Genomic DNA, 16,352 nt, shown 5'->3' with positions numbered 1-16,352 from the left:
ACGTACGTCCACCTGGACCATCCCGATCGGCACCTCGACCGCCCCGCCTGGCGGCCGCACCGCTTCAGGGGTCGCGTACCGCGAGATCTTGGACAGTTTCCGTCTTGTGCGAACGGAAAGTGTCCAAGATTTGCGAACAATCGCCGAGCGGCGCCTGTCGCGCGGCGACGCAGACGACATCACGAGGCAGATCGAGTCGGGCGTGGGAAGTAGCCCGTAGCCTTCTCCCCAGCTCGCGCGTTCTTCCGGTGCCCCTTCTGGTGCCCCACGACACTGCACCCCGCGCTCTGGCTACCCGGCGACTTGCCGGTTTCCACCGGAACCCACCGGCGGGTGCGGTCAGATGGAACCACCGGCGCGTCCACCGTCGGCCACGGTCCGAGGGGGTGTACGCGTGGAGGCGCTCATCCTGATCGTGCTGCTCGGCGTCACAGTCCTCGTCGGCACCACCCTCGGCGGTCGGTACCGGGTCGCCCCGCCGGTCCTGCTCATCGCGTTGGGCGTGCTGCTCGGGCTCACGCCGCCGCTGTCCGAGGTCACCCTGGAACCCGACCTGGTCCTGCTGATCTTCCTGCCGGCGATCCTGTACCGGGAGAGCCTCACCATCAGCCTGCGCGAGATCCGGGCCAACCTGCCGGTGATCGGGCTGCTCGCCGTGGTGCTGGTGGTGCTCACCATGGTCACCGTGTCGTTCGCCGCGCAGGCGCTCGGCGTGAACCCCGCCGCCGCCTGGGTGCTCGGCGCGGTCCTCGCGCCGACCGACGCCGCAGCGGTCACCGGCCTGGCCAAGCGGCTGCCCCGGAAGCTGCTCACCACCCTGCACGCGGAGAGCCTGATCAACGACGGCACCGCGCTGGTGGTCTTCGCGGTGGCCGTGGGTCTGCTCAGCCACAGCGACAAGCCGGGCGTGCTGGGCATCGGCGAGGAGTTCGTCGGCGCCAGCGTCGGCGGCGTGGTCGCCGGTCTGCTGGTGGGGGCCGCCGTGGTGTTGATCCGCAAGCGGCTCGACGATCCGCTGCGCGAAGGCGCACTCAGCGTGCTGACCCCGTTCGGCGCCTTCCTGCTCGCCGACTCGGTGCACGCCAGCGGTGTGTTGGCGGTGGTGGTCGCCGGCCTGGTGTTGGCCTACGCCGGCCCACGGGTGATCCGCGCCCGGTCCCGGGTGCTGGCGTACGCGTTCTGGGACCTCTCCACGTTCCTGATCAACGGCGGGTTGTTCGTCCTGCTCGGCACGCAGATTCCCCGCGCGGTCCGGAGCATCACCAGCACCTCGCCCGAGCGGGCTCTGGTGATCGTGCTGGTGGTCACCCTGGTGGTGATCGGCACCCGGCTGCTCTTCATCTACCTCACCGCGCAGTCGGCGCGGCTGCGGCGCCGGCGGATGGTGGACGACGACGGCCGAGGTCCCTCCGGCTGGCGGGTGGGGACCGTCGCGGGCTGGTCCGGTTTCCGGGGCGCGGTATCGCTGGCCGCCGCCCTTGCCGTCCCGACGGTGATGGTCGACGGTCAACCGGTGGTCGAACGCGATCTGATCATCTTCGTCACCGCGCTGGTGATCGTACTGATCATGCTGCTTCAGGGCACCACCCTGCCGTTTGTGGTGCGCTGGGCCGGGCTGAGGGGCGACCCGGAACGCGTCGACGAGGCCCGCAACGCCCGGCGGCGGGCCACCGAGGTGGGCCTCGCCGCGCTTCCCCAGGTCGCCGCGGAGATCGGTGCTCAGGACGAATCCGTGCGTCGGCTGGAGGCCGAGTACCGCCGGCATCTGGAGGACCTCGACGAGAGCGGTGGGAACACCGCCGAGGAGCGCCGGCTGGAACGCCGACTGCGCCTTGGCGTCCTCGCCCACAAGAGGCGGGAGGTCACCCGACTGCGCGACAGCCGGGAGATCGACGACCTGGTGCTTCAGGAACTCCAATCCGCGCTGGACAACGAGGAGATCCGGCTGCTGGGGCGTGGGCCCAACGAGTGATCGTCGGCTCAGAGCACCTGGTCGAGGAACCGGCGAAGCCGCGGATGCTCGGCCCGTTCGAAGATCGCCTCGGGTGGGCCGGCCTCCAGCACCACGCCCCGGTCCATGAAGGCGACGGTGTCGGCGACCTGCCGGGCGAAGCCCATCTCGTGGGTCACCACCACCATGGTCATGCCGGCGGCGGACAGGTCGGCCATCACCCCGAGGACGCCCTTGACCAACTCCGGGTCGAGTGCCGAGGTGGCCTCGTCGAAGAGCATCACCTCGGGCCGCAGCGCCAGTGCGCGGGCGATCGCCACCCGCTGCTGTTGACCACCGGAGAGCTGCGCCGGCCGTGAGTTCGCCTTGCCGGCCAGCCCCACCAATTCCAACTGGGCCCGGGCGACGGTCTCCGCCTCGTCCGCACCGAGCTGGCGCAGCCGGCGCAGCGCCAGCGTGACGTTGCGCAGCACGCTCATGTGCGGGAAGAGGTTGAACTGCTGGAACACCATGCCCACCCGCTGCCGCAGGGCGTCCGGGTCGTCGTCCAGCACGCTGCGCCCGTCCAGCAGCACGTCGCCCCGGTCCGGTTCGATCAGCCGATTGATGGTGCGCAGCAGGGTGGACTTGCCCGACCCGGACGGCCCGATGACGCACGCCGTCGCGCCCCGGGGCACCGAGAGGTCGACGCCCCGCAGCACCCGGTTCGGTCCGAAGGCGAGGTGCACATCGCGTACGTCGAGGCTGACCGAGGTCGTCGTGGCGGTGGTCATCGCCGATCTCCTTCCGTCGCGGCGTACGACATGATGTCGTCGTCGTCCTCTTCGGTCGACGCGGTGGCCGGCCGACCGTTGCGCAGCCGCCTGTCGATCCAGTTGACGACGTGCGTCAGCGGGACTGTCAACGCCAGGTAGCAGAGCCCCGCCAGCAGCAGCGCCGACTCGTTGCCGGTGGTGGCCGCGTAGTCCTGCCCGATCCGGAACAGCTCCCGCTGGCTGGCCACCAGGCCGAGGAAGTAGACCAGGCTGGAGTCCTTGATCAGCGCGATGAGCTGGTTCACCCAGGCCGGCAACACCCGCCGGATGCCCTGCGGAATGATCACCAGCCGCATCGAGTCGGCCCAGGAGAAGCCGAGCGCCCGCGCGCCCTCCAACTGGGCGGCCTCCACCGACTGGATACCCGAGCGGAAGATCTCCCCGATGTACGCGGCGGCGATGAGCGACAGCGCCAGGATGCCCAGCGGGTAGGGATCCGGCCCCCAGACCTGCATGCCCAGCGGGGCCAACCCGACGCCGATCAGCAGGATCGTCGCCGCGGCGGGAAGCCCTCGGAACACGTCGGTGTAGACCCGCGCCGGCCAGCGCAGCCAGCGGCTGCGGGAGATCCCGGCGACGGCCAGCAACAGGCCCAGCACCGAGCCGAGCAGGGCGGCGGAGACCGCCAGGATCAGCGTGTTGGGCAACCCGACGGTCAGCATCTCGGGCAGCGCCTCGCGCATCGCGTCCCAGTCGAAGAAGGTCTCCCACAGGGTGCTCAACGGATCCATCGGTCGCTCCTCCTACCGCCCTGCTCGCTCGTCACCGGCTCAGGACGCCGTCGACGCGGACGCGGACGGCGCGACCGACGCGGACGGGGCCTTCACAGTGCCGCTGCCCGGCGTGAAGTCCGCCGGGATCGGCCGGCCCGGGTAGTACTGCGCCTGCAACCGGCTCCAGGTGCCATCGGCGATGACCTCGTCGAGGCCCTTGTTCAGCGCCTCGCGCAGCTTGTCGTTCCCCTTGGCCACGGCGTACGCGGTCGGTGCGGGGCTGAGCTGCTTGGCCGCTACGGTGATCTTGCCGTTGCTGTCGGTGGCCGACTTCTCGCCGATCTCCGCCGGGGCGATCCAGGCGTCGGCGGTGCCCGCCTTGAGCTGGTTGATCGCGCCGTTGTAGTCCGGCACCCGCACCGGGTTGAGCTGCTTGCCGGTGGCGTAGTCGTCCTGGACGGTGCCCTGCACCACCACTACCCGCTTGCCGGTGAGCTGGTCGAAGCCGGTGATCGGCGAGCCGGCCGGGACGTCCAGGCCGAAGTAGCCGAAGTCGTAGCCGTTGCCGAAGTCGACTGTCTTCTTGCGGGCCTCGGTGATGGTGATCGAGGAGCTTCCCACGTCGAACTTGCGGTTGTTGACCTGGCTGAGCAGCGCGGAGAAGTCGGTGCCGACGAACTCGACGGTGAGGCCGAGCTTGCCGGCCACGGCGGTCAGCAGGTCGTTGTCGAAGCCGGTGAACGTGCCGTCCTTGAGGTACACGTTCGGCGGGGCGTCGGTCAGCGTTCCGGCACGCAGCACACCCGCCTGGGCCAGGCGGTACGGGTTGGCGGTGGCGTCGGACGAACCGTCGTCGCCGCAGGCGGTCAGGGCGGTGGCGGCAAGGATCGTGGCAGCGCCAAGGGCGGCGACGCGGGTCAGGGCAGGAAGGAGTCGCACTGGTGTCTCCGAAGGGTGGTGTCTCGGCGCGCACGGACGTGCGCCACCGACGGCGCGCCCGATGGGCGTACCGGTGGGAACGAGCTGGGGAAGGGGGTGCTAGAGCGCGGTGCCGCGACGACAGGCGGCGCTGCACATTCGCATCATGTCCACGTGCCGTCGCCGGATCAGTGCGGGCGAGGGCCGACCGGTGCGGGGGCCCGCGACGTCGGTGGGTGGGGTGGTGCTGAGGATGCTCATGGTTCTCCCGGGTCTGTGCTGACCTGGGTGCCAGGCCACGCTTGCACCGACGTCCTGCCGGTGCCTGGTCTTCACCCGGGGCACCCCACCGCGGAGGAGGGTTGCCGGCCAGCGAGCCGGGGCTTCGCGCTGGCACTCATGACCTGCGCCGAGGCTAGCAGCAGGAACGGGTGGATCGTCCAGTCGTTATGACCACGCTCACGGTGCGCGACGGGCTGTCGGCTCGCAGGTCAGCCGGCGTGCACGTGGGGTCGACGGTGCGGGTCGGGCTCCTGGCGGCGCAGGATCTCCCGGGTCACCGAGGCGATGGCGCCCTGTCCGAACGCCAGGTAGCGCAGGAAGTTGCGGGTCGGGCCGCCCTCGGACCACTCGAAGTAGATGTGGGGGCGCCGACGGCTGCGGTCACGGATCTCCAGCAGCAGGGCGGCGAGCGCGGTGGGCACCGATGAGCTGGCCAGGCTGAGCACCGGGAAGCGGCCGTCGACCACACTGCCGTGGACCAGCAACTCGGTCTCGAAGTCGGACGGGTCGGTGACAGTGACCTCGACGAAGATGACGTCGCCGTCGTCGGGAAAGTCGTTGTCGGCCATGGTCTGCGCCAGCTTGGCGCGGTACTCCGCCTCGTCGCGCCGGTCGGGTTCGTGCGCGATGAGGCGGATCCGTCGCCCGGCGCGTTCGTCGATCATGCCGGCTGCGGCGTGGTCCAGTTCCACATGGTCGACGCGCAGCTCGTAGGCCCGCATCACCCGGGACAGCACCGACACCAGGATGATCCCGCCGATGAAACAGGCCGCGATCTTGACGCCGTCCGGGCGTTCCACGACGTTCGCCACGGTGGTGTAAACGAAGATCACCGCGATGACTCCGAACGCGATGGTGCGGCCGCGCTGACGCTGACGCTGCGCCGCGAGCGTCACCGCCGTCGCGGCCGAGGTGATCAACACCAGGACCCCGGTGGCGTACGCGCCGCCCTGCGCGTCCACGCTGGCCTCGAAGAGGATCGTGATCAGGAACGCCACGGCGATGAAGACCAGCACCAGCGGCCGGACGGCTCGCGCCCAGGTCGGCGCCATGCCGTAGCGGGGCAGGTAGCGCGGAACGAGGTTGAGCAGACCAGCCATCGCCGACGCCCCGGCGAACCAGAGGATTCCGATGGTGGACAGGTCGTAGATGGTGCCGAACACCTCGCCGAGGTGGGCGTGCGCCAAATAGGCCAACGCGCGCCCGTTAGCCGGCCCGCCCGGCTGGAAGGCCTCCGGCGGAATGAGTACGGTGGTCGTCACGCTGCTGGTGATCAGGAAGACGCTCATGATCACCGCCGCGGTGGTGAGGAGCCGGCGGGCGCCACGGATCCGGCCCAGCGGTCGTGCCTCCGAGTCCTGCGGGTCACCCCGTACGCTCGGCATGACCGCCACCCCGGTCTCGAAGCCGGACAGACCCAACGCCAGCTTCGGAAAGACCAACAGCGACAGCCCGACCACCAGCCACGGATCGCCGTGCCCGGTGGTCAGCATGGTGGTCCAGTCGCCGAGCGCGCTCGGATGCGTCGCCACCCGCCACAGCGCGTCGGCCACCACCACCGCGTTCAGCGTCAGATAGACAGCCACCAGGACGACGGCGATCCCGATGGCCTCGGTGAATCCCTTGAGGAACACCGCGCCCAGCAGCGACACCAGCAGCAGCGTGACCAGCACCTCGTGACCCTTGAGCCCGGTCGGCCAGAACGGGTTCTCGTCGATGTGCGCCGTCGCGTCGGCGGCCGAGAGGGTGATGGTGATGATGAAGTCGGTGGCCGCGAAACCGAGCAGCACCAGCACCAGCAACTTGCCCGGCCAGTAGCTCAGCAGGCGTACCAGCATCGCGATGGAACCCTCACCGTGCGGGCTCTCCACCGCCACCCGCCGGTAGACCGGCAGCGCCCCCAGCAGAGTCACCAGCACCAGCACCAGGGTCGCCACCGGTGAGAGCGCCCCGGCGGCCAGCGCCGCGATGCCCGGCTGGTAACCCAACGTGGAGAAGTAGTCGACCCCGGTCAGGCACATCACCTTCCACCACGGGTGGTGCCGGTGCTCCGGCGGGCGCCCGTGCGGCCCCGGGTGCTGCACGGCCTGGTCGGAGCCGGCGTCGAGCAGCCACCCCCGCAACCGGCCGGCGCGTCTGTCGGCAGTCACCGGCGCGTCCCCCGTCGTCCCGCCCACGGTCACCGTGAGTATCCGCCCGACGGGCCGCCCTCGTCTGCCGGTGCGCGGAACCCAGCCGACGACGCGGCGGGTTTCAGGGCCCGGGACAGCGGGGAAGCAGCGCCCCGGGCTGGTGGGGACGGCACCGGGGGAGGGGACAGGGCATGGTCGGCGGCCGTCGCTTCCGCCCGGGTGGTGGCTTCGGCCGCCAACTCGACGAGTACGAGACGAGAGTCGGTGTGCCGCCGTCCACGGAGTCACCCGCCGCGTCCCACGGCGGCCTGGTGGACAGCGCGGTCTACATCCGAGGGCACCGGTTCGCCTCGCCGTCCGGCCTCGCCGAGACGTACCGCTGCCTCCAGGAGCAGGACGGCGCGATGGCCTGGATCGGGTTGTACCGGCCCGACATCGAGCAGATCACCTCGCTGGCCCGGGAGTTTCGGCTGCACGACCTGGCGGTCGAGGACGCGATCAACGCCCACCAGCGGCCCAAGCTGGAGCGGTACGGGCACACCCTGTTCGTGGTCCTGCGCGCCGCCCGCTACGACGACCTCCGCGAGGAGGTCGAGTTCTCCGAACTGCACCTGTTCATCGGCCCGGGCTTCGTGGTCACCGTCCGACACGGTGAGGCGCCCGACCTGGCCGCGGTGCGGCGGCGGCTGGAGACCGAGGCGCAGATGCTCGCCCGGGGGCCGGAGGCCGTCCTGTACGCGATCCTCGACCAGGTCGTCGACGGGTACGCGCCGGTGGTGGCCGGACTGGAGAACGACATCGACGAGATCGAGACGCAGGTGTTCGGTGGCGACCCGAACGCCAGCCGCCGCATCTACGGGCTCAGCCGCGAGGTCATCCAGTTCCAGCGGGCCGCCCGCCCGCTGCTCAGCGTGCTCGACGCGCTGGCCGACGGCGCCGGCAGCGCCAGCGCCGACGAGGAGCTACGCCGCTACCTGCGCGACGTGACCGACCACCTGACCCAGGTGGTCGAGCGGGTGGACGGTTTCCGGCACCTGCTGCAGAACATCCTCACCGTCAACGCCACTCTCGTCTCGCAGCAGCAGAACGAGGAGATGCGCAGCCTCACCGCGGCCAGCTACAGCCAGAACGAGGAGCTGAAGAAGGTCTCCTCCTGGGCGGCGATCCTCTTCGCTCCCACGCTCATCGGCACCGTGTACGGCATGAACTTCGTCCACATGCCGGAGCTGAACTGGCGCTTCGGCTACCTCTTCGCGCTGCTGTTGATGCTGCTGGTCTGCGGCACCCTCTACGTGATCTTCAAGCGGCGCGGCTGGCTCTGAGCCGTGCGGCCGGGATCACTCGATGCCGCGCAGGATGTGCCGTTCGTCCTCGACGTCGTCGTCGCCGGCACTGATCCGGCCGAGCAGTACGGCGGCCGCCCAGATCGTCAGTGGTGTGGCCGCCCCGGTCATTCCGCCGCCGGTCCGGTCGTCCCGGGTCTGGCTCCGCTCCGTGCGCGGTGGCCTGCGCTGAGCCTGCATGGGCCCTGCCTCTCCTCGTCGAAGCCGCCGTGGGTGGCGCGGGGTGACCTCGCGCCACACCGGCCGGGCGGACCGCCTGTGAGCAGCCCACCACCGGTACGACAGCCACTCGAACCTTCCCACGCCCGGCCGCATCCGCACCGCTTGTTTTCGGGTTTCCGACTGTCGCCCGCCAAACCGGACATTACGCCTTGACGGTCGAGGCGTGGTCAAGGCAGCGGGTGGGCGATGCCACGCGCGTGGTCGGTGAGCGCCGCGCCGACCACTGTCGCGGCCAGCGGCAACACCTCCAGACAGCGGCGCACCGCGGCGGCCATCAGCGTGTTCGGCACGCGCATGGACAGCGTGCAGTGCGGCACCCACCGCCCCGGCTGGTAGTGCGCGGCGAGGGCGATGCCGGCGCCGGCGAGCCGGTCGTGCACCAGCCGGTGGTGCGCCAGCAACTCCGGGGTGGGCACCGGGCCGAGCCAGAGCACCCGACCGACGAACTGACCGGCGTGCTGGAAGTCGAGCCGCAGCGGGGCGGCCACCACCGTCCCCTGTAGCGCCTCGGCGACCTGCTCCGGGTCGAAACGGGGCGCCACCATGAGCGAGACGTGCGGACGGTGGCGCTGCTCCAGCAGCGAGCGCATGCTCTGCACCCCCTCGGCCTCCAGCGCGTCCCAGAGAACCCGGATCCGGCGGGTGGCGTCGGGGTCCAGGTGCAACTCCACCGCGGCGACCATTCGATCACCGTAGCGGCCGAGGTTTGCCCGCCCCGGTCCGGCGGTACCTGTTGCCGAAAGCGACCAGAAAGGCGTACCCGTGGACGTGAGTGAGCTGCTGACCGAGGCGTACGACAGGCTGCCCGACCTCGTCCGCGCGGCCGTCGACGGCCTCAGCCCCGAGCAACTGCGCCACCAGCCCGGGCCGGGCGTCAACTCGGTCGGCTGGCTGGTCTGGCACCTCACCCGGGTGCAGGACCACCACGTCGCCGACCTGCTCGACGCCGAGCAGATCTGGGTGAGCGGCGACTGGGCGGGTCGGTTCGGGCTCGCCGCCGACCCCGACAACACCGGCTACGGGCACTCGCCCGCTCAGGTCGCCGCCGTGCGGCCGGAGAGCGCGCAGGCGTTGATCGACTACTACCAGGCGGTCGCGGCGCGTACCGGAAGCTTCCTGGCCGGTCTGGGCCCGGCGGACCTGGACCGCGTGGTCGACGAGGCGTGGGACCCGCCGGTCACCCTCGGCGTCCGGTTGGTCAGCATCGTCGACGACGACCTGCAACACGTGGGCCAGGCCGCCTACGTACGCGGCCTGATCGAGGCCGACTGACGCGCCCCTCACCCTCTTCAGGTGAGCCGGGCTCACCCCGACGCGGGTGATCCTGCGGGAAACCGTGGGGAGGGGACCCGATGGGCGCGACGGCCGAGCAGTACCTGAGACAGCTGGACACCGGTCGGCGGCCCGACCTGCCGGAGACCACAGCCGGGACGCTGCGGCTGGACGTCCGCGACGACGGCAGCACCGATCACTGGCACCTGACCATCGCCGACCAACGAGTCCGGGTGACCCGCTCGGCCGACGACGCCGAGCTGGTGGTGCGAGCTGACCGGGCGGTCTTCGACCGGATGGCCCGTGGTGAGCTGCACCCGGGCGCGGGCCTGTTGCGCAACGAGCTGACGGTGCAGGGCAACATGCAACTGCTGATGCTGCTGCGGCGGATCTTCTCCGGACCGTACGGCGCCCGTCATCCGCACGAGCTGGGCCGTGCCGCGTTGGTTGGCCGGGCCGCGACGACAGCTCGGAACGAGCGGTCGTGAAGCAGGAACAGGTGCACGTCATCGCCGGCAACCTGTTCGCGATCAGCGACGCCCAGGGCGACATCGAGGCCGATCCGCAGGTTCCGCTCGGGCTCTTCGCCTACGACACCCGGTTTCTGTCGCACTGGGTGCTTAGGATCGACGGCGAACGGATCAACGCGCTCTCCCGCGACGACCTCACCTACTTCGAAACCCGGTTCTTCCTGGTCCCCGGTGCGGCGAGTCACTACGTCGACGCCGACGTGTCGATCATCAGGCACCGCTCGGTGCACGACTGCCTCCACGAGAACATCACAGTGCTCAACCACTCGTCGGAGCCCGCCGAGTTCACCGTCCGGGTGGAGATGGCCAGCGACTTCACCGACATCATCGAGGTCGGGCAGCTCCGGCGGCGGGCCGTCGAGGTCAGCGCCGACCCGGCGAGGCAGCGGCTCGTGCTGCGCTACCAGCGGGACCGGTTCGTGCGCGAGACCACAGTGCGCACCACCGTCCCCGCCGAGGTGGACGAGCGGGGGATGACGTTCCGGATCCGGGTCGCACCCGACGGCAAGTGGGAGACCGACCTGCACGTCAGCGTGACGATGGGCGGCGAGGACGGCCGGGATCTCCGCGCCGACCTCCAGTCGCACCAGCAGACCGTGCGGACGGGGATGCGCGAGGACCTGGCGCAGTGGCTGGACCGGGCACCGCAGCTGGTGGCCGAACGCAAGGGCCTGGAGGAGCTCTACCAGGGCAGTCTCGCGGACCTGGCGGCGCTGCGCTACAGGCCGCTGTCGTACCGCGAGCGGGTGCCGATCGGTGGTCTGCCGTGGGCGATGGGGTTGTGTGGGCGGGACGCGATCATCACCTGCCTCCAGACGATGGCCTTCACCCCCGAACTGGCTCCCGCGACGCTACGGATGCTGGCGCTCATGCAGGGCGGCCAACTCGACGACGCGCTGGACGAGGAGCCCGGCAAGATCCTGGCTCAGCTCCGCTACGGCGAGACGGGGGCGTTCAGCGACCGGGCGAGCGCGCTCTACTACGGCGCGGCGGACACCACACCGCTCTTCGTCGTGCTGCTCGACGAGTACGAGCGCTGGTCCGGTGACGCCGACCTGGTCCGCGAGCTGCGCCACCCGGCCCGGATGGCTCTGGACTGGATCGACGAGTACGGCGACCTGACCGGGGACGGCTACCTGCGCTACCAGAGTCGCAACGAGCGCGACGGCACGATCAACCAGTGCTGGAAGGACTCCCCGGACGCCATCGTCGACGCCCAGGGTCGGCAACCCGCCTTCCCCCGCGCCACCTGCGAGTTGCAGGGCTACGCGTACGACGCGAAGCGGCGTGGCGCCCGGCTGGCCCGGGAGTTCTGGGGCGACCCCGCGTACGCCGACCGGTTGGAACGGGAGGCGGCAGCGCTGAAGGAGCGCTTCAACCGGGACTTCTGGCTGCCACACCGGGAGTACTACGCGTTGGCGCTCGACCCGTACGGCGAACCGGTCGATGCGCTGGCCTCCAACATCGGGCATCTGCTCTGGAGTGGGATCGTCGCGGACGACCGTGCGGAGGCGGTCGCCGAGCACCTGGTCGGGCCGCGGCTGTTCAGTGGGTGGGGAGTACGCACGTTCGCAGCGGGGCAGCGCACGTACAACCCGGTGGGCACGCACCTGGGCGCGGTGTGGCCGTCGGACAACGCGTTGATCGCCGCCGGGTTGCGCCGCTACCGCCTCGACGCGCAGGCGGCCCGGATCGCGGACGGCATCTTCGACATGGCGCAGACGCTGGGCGGCGCGGCGCCGGGAGTGATCGCCGGTTACGCGCGCGACCTGACGACCTACCCCGTGCAGTTGACGACGAGCTGCCGCCCGCAGGCGTGGGCGTCGGGAGCGTTGCTGATGCTGCTCGGCACCATGCTGGGGCTGCGACCCACCGGCGACAACCTGTTGGTGAACCCGGCGGTGCCGGAGGGTTTCGGTCGGCTGGAGCTGCTGGACATCCCGGGCCGTTGGGGTCACTCCGACGCCTACGCGAGAGATCGGACCACCGAACGCCGGCACCGCCTGCGCTGAGGGGGTGCGGCACCCCTCGGCGCGGCGACGGTCGGCGTCGGAGTCAGCCCATGGTCTTGGCGCCGTCGATCGACTCCCGCAGGATGTCGGCGTGCCCGGCGTGCTGGGCCGTCTCGGCGATCAGGTGCAGCAGCACCCGGCGGACCGTCCAACTCGCTCCCGCCTCGAACCACGGCGCCTGCGGCAGCGGGTGTGCCGCGTCCAGGTCGAGGGTGGCGGTCAACTCGTCGGTCTGGGCGGCCACCTCCTGGAAGCGCGCGACCAGCCCCGCGAGGGTCTCGCCCGGCAACATCTGGAACTGACCGACCCAGTCGATCTCCTCGCGGCCCATCGCCTCCGCGCCACCGACGGCGAAGAGCATCCACCGGTGCTCGACGCCGGACACGTGCTTGACGAGGCCCCCGAGGCAGAGCCCGCTGACGGTGGGCAGGCTCGCCGCCTGCTCGTCGGTGAGCCCGTCGACCGTCTGCAGGAGAAAACCGCGGTGCCTGCGGAGTGCCTGCAGGAGGTCGGCGCGCTCACCGGTGAGCTGCTCAGTGCTGGTCATGCCGCCACCCTTCGTTGATGTCCACCCGGTGCCACCGTAGGGCGATGCACCGACACTTTCCGGGCACGACACCTCATCGACGGAAGAACCGCCAGCGGTTGCCGATCCGCGCCGGTGGCGGTCCACTGAATGACATGGGTGTGATTAAGGTGGGCACGTCGTCCTGGGCGGACCAGTCCCTGCTGCGCTCCGGGTGGTACCCACGCTCGGCCAGCACGCCGGCCCGTCGACTGGGCTTCTACGCCAGCCAGTTCCCGATGGTCGAGGTGGACACGTCCTACTACGCCATCCCGGTGCCGGAGACGACCCAGGGCTGGGTGGACGCCACACCTGACGACTTCACCTTCGACGTCAAGGCGTTCAGCCTCTTCACCGGTCACCCGACACCGGTCGCCGTACTGCCCCGGGACCTGCGACCGGCCAGCGGCCCGAGCCGGATCCGTCGCCGAGACCTGCCGGAGCCGACGTACGACGAGCTGTGGGCCCGGTTCCGCGCGGCCCTCGACCCGATCGCGGCGGCCGGCAAGCTCGGTGTGGTGATGTTGCAGTTCCCGCCGTGGCTGGTGCGCAGCCCCGCAGCCGAACGCCGGATCATCGAGCTGGCGCAGCGCTGCCGCCCGTGGCGCGTCGGTGTGGAGCTGCGGCACGGCTCCTGGTTGGACGACGACGCCGCGGGGGACACTCTGGACCTGCTACGTGCCCACGACCTGTCAGTGGTCTGCGTCGACATGCCACAGGGGCACCCGTCGTCGGTGCCGCCGATCCTGACCATGACGGCGGAGCCGGCGATCGTCAGGTTCCACGGTCACAGCGATGCCTGGGGCGAGGGCGACAAGCAGGAAAAGTTCCGGTACGCGTACGCCGAGGACGAGCTGCGGCACTGGGCCGGACGGCTGGCCGAGTTCGCTGATCTCCCCGACGAGCTGCACGTGCTGTTCAACAACTGTTGCGCCGGGCAGGCCCAGCGCGACGCCACCCGGCTGGCACAACTGCTCGCCGAGACGATGCTCGTCGAGCAGGCCGTCCCGGCGACCGGCTGATCGCCGTACCGGTCGCCCGGCCTGACGCCGGTCCGCTCAGGACCGCCGTCCCCGGCTGCGCAGGGCGTCCTGGGTCGACTCGCCGATGTCCGCGTCGTCGGGAAAGCTTCGGCCGCTGGGGGCGGGATCGGGTGGGGCGCCCGGTCCGGCCATCGTGGTACGGGTCGGCTCGACCGAGCCGAAACCGTGTCGTCCCGCCGGGTCCGACCGACCCGCCGGAGCACCCGCGCGTCGCTCCCCGCGCCGTCCCTCGGGCACCGCGGTCTCCTCGCTGCCCTCGTCCATCGGTGAGTCGTCGTCAGTGCCCCAGGGCGCGTCGGCGTCGAAGCCGTCGCCGGTGCCCCATGGCTTGGTCGCCTCCGGCTGAAGCCGGTCGTTGTCACCGCTGCGTCCCTTGTGCGCCGTCATGGCCACCCCGCTCGTCGGTCCGCCGCTACGGCGGACGATGTGCCGTCCTCGGGCCGGGACCGCCGGCCCGGGCGCGGCGCACGACCTGTCGCCGGCGCGCCGCCGCGCGCGTGACCCGTCATCGTTCCGGTGCGCGCCGCAGGCCGGCCAGCGCCCCGCCGTCGAAGTGGCGGCGGGACGCCGGCCGGCCCGACGTTCAGCGTCCGGCCATCGCCATCGGCCGCTTGCCGTTGCTCATTCCCGCCATTTTGATCATGCCCTTCGAGGCGCCCTTCATCCCACCGGCGCGACCGAGCATCCCGCGGAACACCTGGCCGGGCTTCTGCTGCTCACCCATGTACGCGGTGACCACGACCAGGGTCCCGGTCAGCGCCGGAATGGCCCACTGGAGCAGCTTCATCTGCCGCTGCGACGAGGCCACGCTGGCCGGGGTCTGGTGATTCGGCTCGGTGGCGCCGCTCACCGACGGACCGCCCGCCTTCTCCAACCGCATGCCGATCAACCGGCTGTAGCCGGTGACCGCCAGCGCGCCGATCGTCAACGCGGTCTTGATGGCGCTGGCCCGGCCCACGCCGGACTGGGCCGCCACCCGTGGGCTCTCGGTCACCAGCTCGCCGACGGCGCCGGCCAGGTGGGCGCCGATCGCGGCCGCGTTGACCGGTGTCCACTTGGACCATCCGGCCGAGGCGACCGGGAGCCGCTGGGTCGAGTCGCTGATTTTCGCAGCTGCGCCGTTGACGCCGAAGGCACCCATGAGGGAGCCCCCGAACCAGGCCGCCAGGCCCAGATCGTGCATCGAGCGCAGTGCGGTATGCCGTTCGGACATGTGATCCCCTTCCGCCGTGTCGGGCGGTGCGGCTTACCCGCCGGTCGGGCGGCTAACCCCGCCCCGGGTGGGCCGCTCCGCGTGGTGGAGGGCCGCTACCGGACATCCGTGGCGTCGACGGGTCGACCTGCCCCGAGCAGGAGTCGTTCGCCCGGTGGCGGGTAGATCCCGAGCGACGCCGACGAGAGGGGAACGCGATGTCGCAGCCGGACGAGAGCCGGGAGAAGACCCCCAAAACCGACGCGGTGCTCATGCACCCCGACAACGACCCACACCGCAACACCGCAGAGGTCGCACCCCGCAAGGAGCACGCCGAGATCCAGGTGGAACGCGACGGTGAACTGGTGCCGCTGGACCAGGACGAGTGAGCCGACCGGCCGGTACGGCTCAGCGGGGCGGCAGGTCGCCGACGAAACCGGCGATCCGCCGCGCCAGCGGGACGCTGGAACGGACCCAGGTGAAGTGGTCCAACGTCGTACCGGCCTGCGCCACTGTGTACCGCTCCCTGGTCACCGGCGCGTCGGCGAGCTTCGCGCAGAGGTGGTCCATTGTCTCGTGCGGGGTGAACTGGTCGTCGTCCACGCTGACGGCCAGCACCGGGGTCCGCATCGCGCGAACGGCGGCCTCGGTGTCCGTACCGTCGAGCCGGGGGAACCGACCGGTCCGCGCGGTGTGGGCCCAGTCGCGGATCACGCCGCGTGCCTGCCGACCGCCGAAGCCCCAGCCCGGCCAGACCCCGAGCAGCGCCGCCGTGGCGGCGATCCCCTGGGTGTAGGGCAGTACGCCGAGGCCGCGACGGCCCGGGTAGCTCCGCCAGTACGGGATGCCGACCGCGACCAGCGCCAACCCGTCCACCTCGTCGCTGCCGTGCAGGGCGAGGTGCAGCAGCGCGGCCTGCCCGCCGAGCGAGTGCCCGAGGAGCAGCCGGGTGCGTCCGTCCAGACGTGGTTTGAGGGCGGCCAGGACGGCGCCGACGTCGCTGGCAAGGTCGGCGTAACCGTGCCGGTCCGCCCGACTCGGCGCGGGCGTGCTCGCCCCGGTGCCGCGCAGGTCGGCCACGACCACTGCCAGTCCGGCGGCGCGCAGCGCGGCGGCGAAGGGCCGGTAGTACCGGGCCCGGACCCCCATCGCGGGCCAGATCACCACCACCGGCGCGCCCGGCACCCCGGCCGGCTCCGGATAGACCTGCACACCCAACCGGCCACCGTCGACGTCGACGAACTCCTGCGCGTACTCCGGGTCCCCGTTCATCGGCCCAGCCTACGGCCTGACGTTACCGGCGGGTAGCAGTAGGCCGTGGGGTCGACGACAGCGGTGGGCGGACGTGCCGCACGCTCGACG

18 protein-coding genes and 1 riboswitch are annotated in these 16,352 nt (G+C 71.1%); of the genes, 7 read left to right on the top strand and 11 right to left on the bottom strand.

What is annotated here, in order from left to right; translation table 11 throughout:
• Window positions 1-394: 394 nt before the first annotated feature.
• Window positions 395-1,972 (top strand): Na+/H+ antiporter, encoded by a 1,578-nt coding sequence (locus NIE111_RS22830; protein ID WP_238686317.1) that lies wholly within the window; start codon window positions 395-397, stop codon window positions 1,970-1,972.
• A gap of 8 nt (window positions 1,973-1,980) precedes the next feature.
• Here NIE111_RS22830 and NIE111_RS22825 read toward each other — a convergent pair whose 3' ends face one another.
• The 5 genes from NIE111_RS22825 to NIE111_RS22805 form a co-directional block, all read right to left on the bottom strand.
• A complete protein-coding gene (locus NIE111_RS22825; RefSeq protein WP_238686316.1) occupies window positions 1,981-2,724 on the bottom strand; it encodes an amino acid ABC transporter ATP-binding protein in 744 nt (247 codons plus the stop codon).
• A complete protein-coding gene (locus NIE111_RS22820) occupies window positions 2,721-3,497 on the bottom strand; it encodes an amino acid ABC transporter permease (RefSeq protein ID WP_238686315.1) in 777 nt (258 codons plus the stop codon). The genes NIE111_RS22825 and NIE111_RS22820 overlap by 4 nt, the downstream gene beginning before the upstream one ends.
• A gap of 39 nt (window positions 3,498-3,536) precedes the next feature.
• A complete protein-coding gene (locus tag NIE111_RS22815; protein WP_238686314.1) occupies window positions 3,537-4,418 on the bottom strand; it encodes an ABC transporter substrate-binding protein in 882 nt (293 codons plus the stop codon).
• A gap of 99 nt (window positions 4,419-4,517) precedes the next feature.
• The gene (locus tag NIE111_RS22810) at window positions 4,518-4,658 is read right to left on the bottom strand and encodes a hypothetical protein (protein ID WP_238686313.1); all 141 of its coding nucleotides are present in this window, start codon (window positions 4,656-4,658) and stop codon (window positions 4,518-4,520) included.
• Window positions 4,659-4,690: 32 nt separating this feature from the next.
• A riboswitch (SAM riboswitch) is annotated at window positions 4,691-4,802 on the bottom strand.
• An 86-nt stretch (window positions 4,803-4,888) separates the two neighbouring features.
• A complete protein-coding gene (locus NIE111_RS22805) occupies window positions 4,889-6,829 on the bottom strand; it encodes an amino acid transporter (RefSeq protein WP_238686312.1) in 1,941 nt (646 codons plus the stop codon).
• A 173-nt stretch (window positions 6,830-7,002) separates the two neighbouring features.
• Here NIE111_RS22805 and corA point away from each other — a divergent pair, with 173 nt between their 5' ends.
• The gene (corA, locus tag NIE111_RS22800; protein ID WP_238686311.1) at window positions 7,003-8,133 is read left to right on the top strand and encodes a magnesium/cobalt transporter CorA; all 1,131 of its coding nucleotides are present in this window, start codon (window positions 7,003-7,005) and stop codon (window positions 8,131-8,133) included.
• 15 nt (window positions 8,134-8,148) lie between these two features.
• Here corA and NIE111_RS22795 read toward each other — a convergent pair whose 3' ends face one another.
• The gene (locus tag NIE111_RS22795; RefSeq protein WP_238677098.1) at window positions 8,149-8,334 is read right to left on the bottom strand and encodes a hypothetical protein; all 186 of its coding nucleotides are present in this window, start codon (window positions 8,332-8,334) and stop codon (window positions 8,149-8,151) included.
• A 209-nt stretch (window positions 8,335-8,543) separates the two neighbouring features.
• Window positions 8,544-9,059, bottom strand: coding sequence for a 2'-5' RNA ligase family protein (locus NIE111_RS22790; protein ID WP_238686310.1), 516 nt, complete (start codon window positions 9,057-9,059; stop codon window positions 8,544-8,546).
• A 79-nt stretch (window positions 9,060-9,138) separates the two neighbouring features.
• On the opposite strand from NIE111_RS22790, the gene NIE111_RS22785 reads away from it, so the two are divergent.
• From NIE111_RS22785 to NIE111_RS22775, 3 genes are all read left to right on the top strand, one after another.
• Window positions 9,139-9,648 (top strand): mycothiol transferase, encoded by a 510-nt coding sequence (locus NIE111_RS22785; RefSeq protein ID WP_238686309.1) that lies wholly within the window; start codon window positions 9,139-9,141, stop codon window positions 9,646-9,648.
• Window positions 9,649-9,728: 80 nt separating this feature from the next.
• The gene (locus NIE111_RS22780; RefSeq protein WP_238686308.1) at window positions 9,729-10,136 is read left to right on the top strand and encodes an SCP2 sterol-binding domain-containing protein; all 408 of its coding nucleotides are present in this window, start codon (window positions 9,729-9,731) and stop codon (window positions 10,134-10,136) included.
• Window positions 10,133-12,190, top strand: coding sequence for an amylo-alpha-1,6-glucosidase (locus NIE111_RS22775; protein ID WP_238686307.1), 2,058 nt, complete (start codon window positions 10,133-10,135; stop codon window positions 12,188-12,190). The genes NIE111_RS22780 and NIE111_RS22775 overlap by 4 nt, the downstream gene beginning before the upstream one ends.
• Before the next feature lie 43 nt (window positions 12,191-12,233).
• Here the strand turns inward: NIE111_RS22775 and NIE111_RS22770 are convergent, their stop codons facing one another.
• Window positions 12,234-12,737, bottom strand: a complete 504-nt coding sequence (locus NIE111_RS22770; RefSeq protein WP_238686306.1) for a DinB family protein — start codon at window positions 12,735-12,737, stop codon at window positions 12,234-12,236.
• Window positions 12,738-12,871: 134 nt separating this feature from the next.
• On the opposite strand from NIE111_RS22770, the gene NIE111_RS22765 reads away from it, so the two are divergent.
• Window positions 12,872-13,777, top strand: coding sequence for a DUF72 domain-containing protein (locus NIE111_RS22765; protein WP_238686305.1), 906 nt, complete (start codon window positions 12,872-12,874; stop codon window positions 13,775-13,777).
• A 36-nt stretch (window positions 13,778-13,813) separates the two neighbouring features.
• On the opposite strand, the gene NIE111_RS22760 is transcribed toward NIE111_RS22765, so the two are convergent.
• Together NIE111_RS22760 and NIE111_RS22755 are read right to left on the bottom strand one after the other, a co-directional pair.
• A complete protein-coding gene (locus NIE111_RS22760; RefSeq protein WP_210784096.1) occupies window positions 13,814-14,185 on the bottom strand; it encodes a hypothetical protein in 372 nt (123 codons plus the stop codon).
• 196 nt (window positions 14,186-14,381) lie between these two features.
• Window positions 14,382-15,011 (bottom strand): hypothetical protein, encoded by a 630-nt coding sequence (locus tag NIE111_RS22755; RefSeq protein WP_210784097.1) that lies wholly within the window; start codon window positions 15,009-15,011, stop codon window positions 14,382-14,384.
• 197 nt (window positions 15,012-15,208) lie between these two features.
• Here NIE111_RS22755 and NIE111_RS22750 point away from each other — a divergent pair, with 197 nt between their 5' ends.
• Entirely contained in the window at window positions 15,209-15,379 is a 171-nt protein-coding gene (locus NIE111_RS22750) for a hypothetical protein (RefSeq protein ID WP_158629581.1), read from the top strand.
• Between the two features lie 19 nt (window positions 15,380-15,398).
• On the opposite strand, the gene NIE111_RS22745 is transcribed toward NIE111_RS22750, so the two are convergent.
• The gene (locus tag NIE111_RS22745; protein ID WP_238686304.1) at window positions 15,399-16,262 is read right to left on the bottom strand and encodes an alpha/beta hydrolase family protein; all 864 of its coding nucleotides are present in this window, start codon (window positions 16,260-16,262) and stop codon (window positions 15,399-15,401) included.
• Between the last annotated feature and the right edge of the window lie 90 nt (window positions 16,263-16,352).

The organism is Micromonospora hortensis (genome assembly GCF_022230935.1).
Lineage (GTDB): Bacteria > Actinomycetota > Actinomycetes > Mycobacteriales > Micromonosporaceae > Micromonospora > Micromonospora hortensis.
Note: the sequence above shows the minus strand (reverse complement) of the source record. Positions and strands in the feature narration are given on the sequence as shown.

Coding starts and splice junctions, on each gene's coding strand:
- NIE111_RS22780 (WP_238686308.1), top strand. CDS start 9,729: ATGGGCGCGACGGCCGAGCAGTACCTGAGACAGCTGGACACCGGTCGG.
- NIE111_RS22790 (WP_238686310.1), bottom strand. CDS start 9,059: ATGGTCGCCGCGGTGGAGTTGCACCTGGACCCCGACGCCACCCGCCGG.
- corA (WP_238686311.1), top strand. CDS start 7,003: ATGGTCGGCGGCCGTCGCTTCCGCCCGGGTGGTGGCTTCGGCCGCCAA.
- NIE111_RS22765 (WP_238686305.1), top strand. CDS start 12,872: ATGGGTGTGATTAAGGTGGGCACGTCGTCCTGGGCGGACCAGTCCCTG.
- NIE111_RS22760 (WP_210784096.1), bottom strand. CDS start 14,185: ATGACGGCGCACAAGGGACGCAGCGGTGACAACGACCGGCTTCAGCCG.
- NIE111_RS22825 (WP_238686316.1), bottom strand. CDS start 2,724: ATGACCACCGCCACGACGACCTCGGTCAGCCTCGACGTACGCGATGTG.
- NIE111_RS22820 (WP_238686315.1), bottom strand. CDS start 3,497: ATGGATCCGTTGAGCACCCTGTGGGAGACCTTCTTCGACTGGGACGCG.
- NIE111_RS22750 (WP_158629581.1), top strand. CDS start 15,209: ATGTCGCAGCCGGACGAGAGCCGGGAGAAGACCCCCAAAACCGACGCG.
- NIE111_RS22795 (WP_238677098.1), bottom strand. CDS start 8,334: ATGCAGGCTCAGCGCAGGCCACCGCGCACGGAGCGGAGCCAGACCCGG.
- NIE111_RS22755 (WP_210784097.1), bottom strand. CDS start 15,011: ATGTCCGAACGGCATACCGCACTGCGCTCGATGCACGATCTGGGCCTG.
- NIE111_RS22745 (WP_238686304.1), bottom strand. CDS start 16,262: ATGAACGGGGACCCGGAGTACGCGCAGGAGTTCGTCGACGTCGACGGT.
- NIE111_RS22810 (WP_238686313.1), bottom strand. CDS start 4,658: ATGAGCATCCTCAGCACCACCCCACCCACCGACGTCGCGGGCCCCCGC.
- NIE111_RS22770 (WP_238686306.1), bottom strand. CDS start 12,737: ATGACCAGCACTGAGCAGCTCACCGGTGAGCGCGCCGACCTCCTGCAG.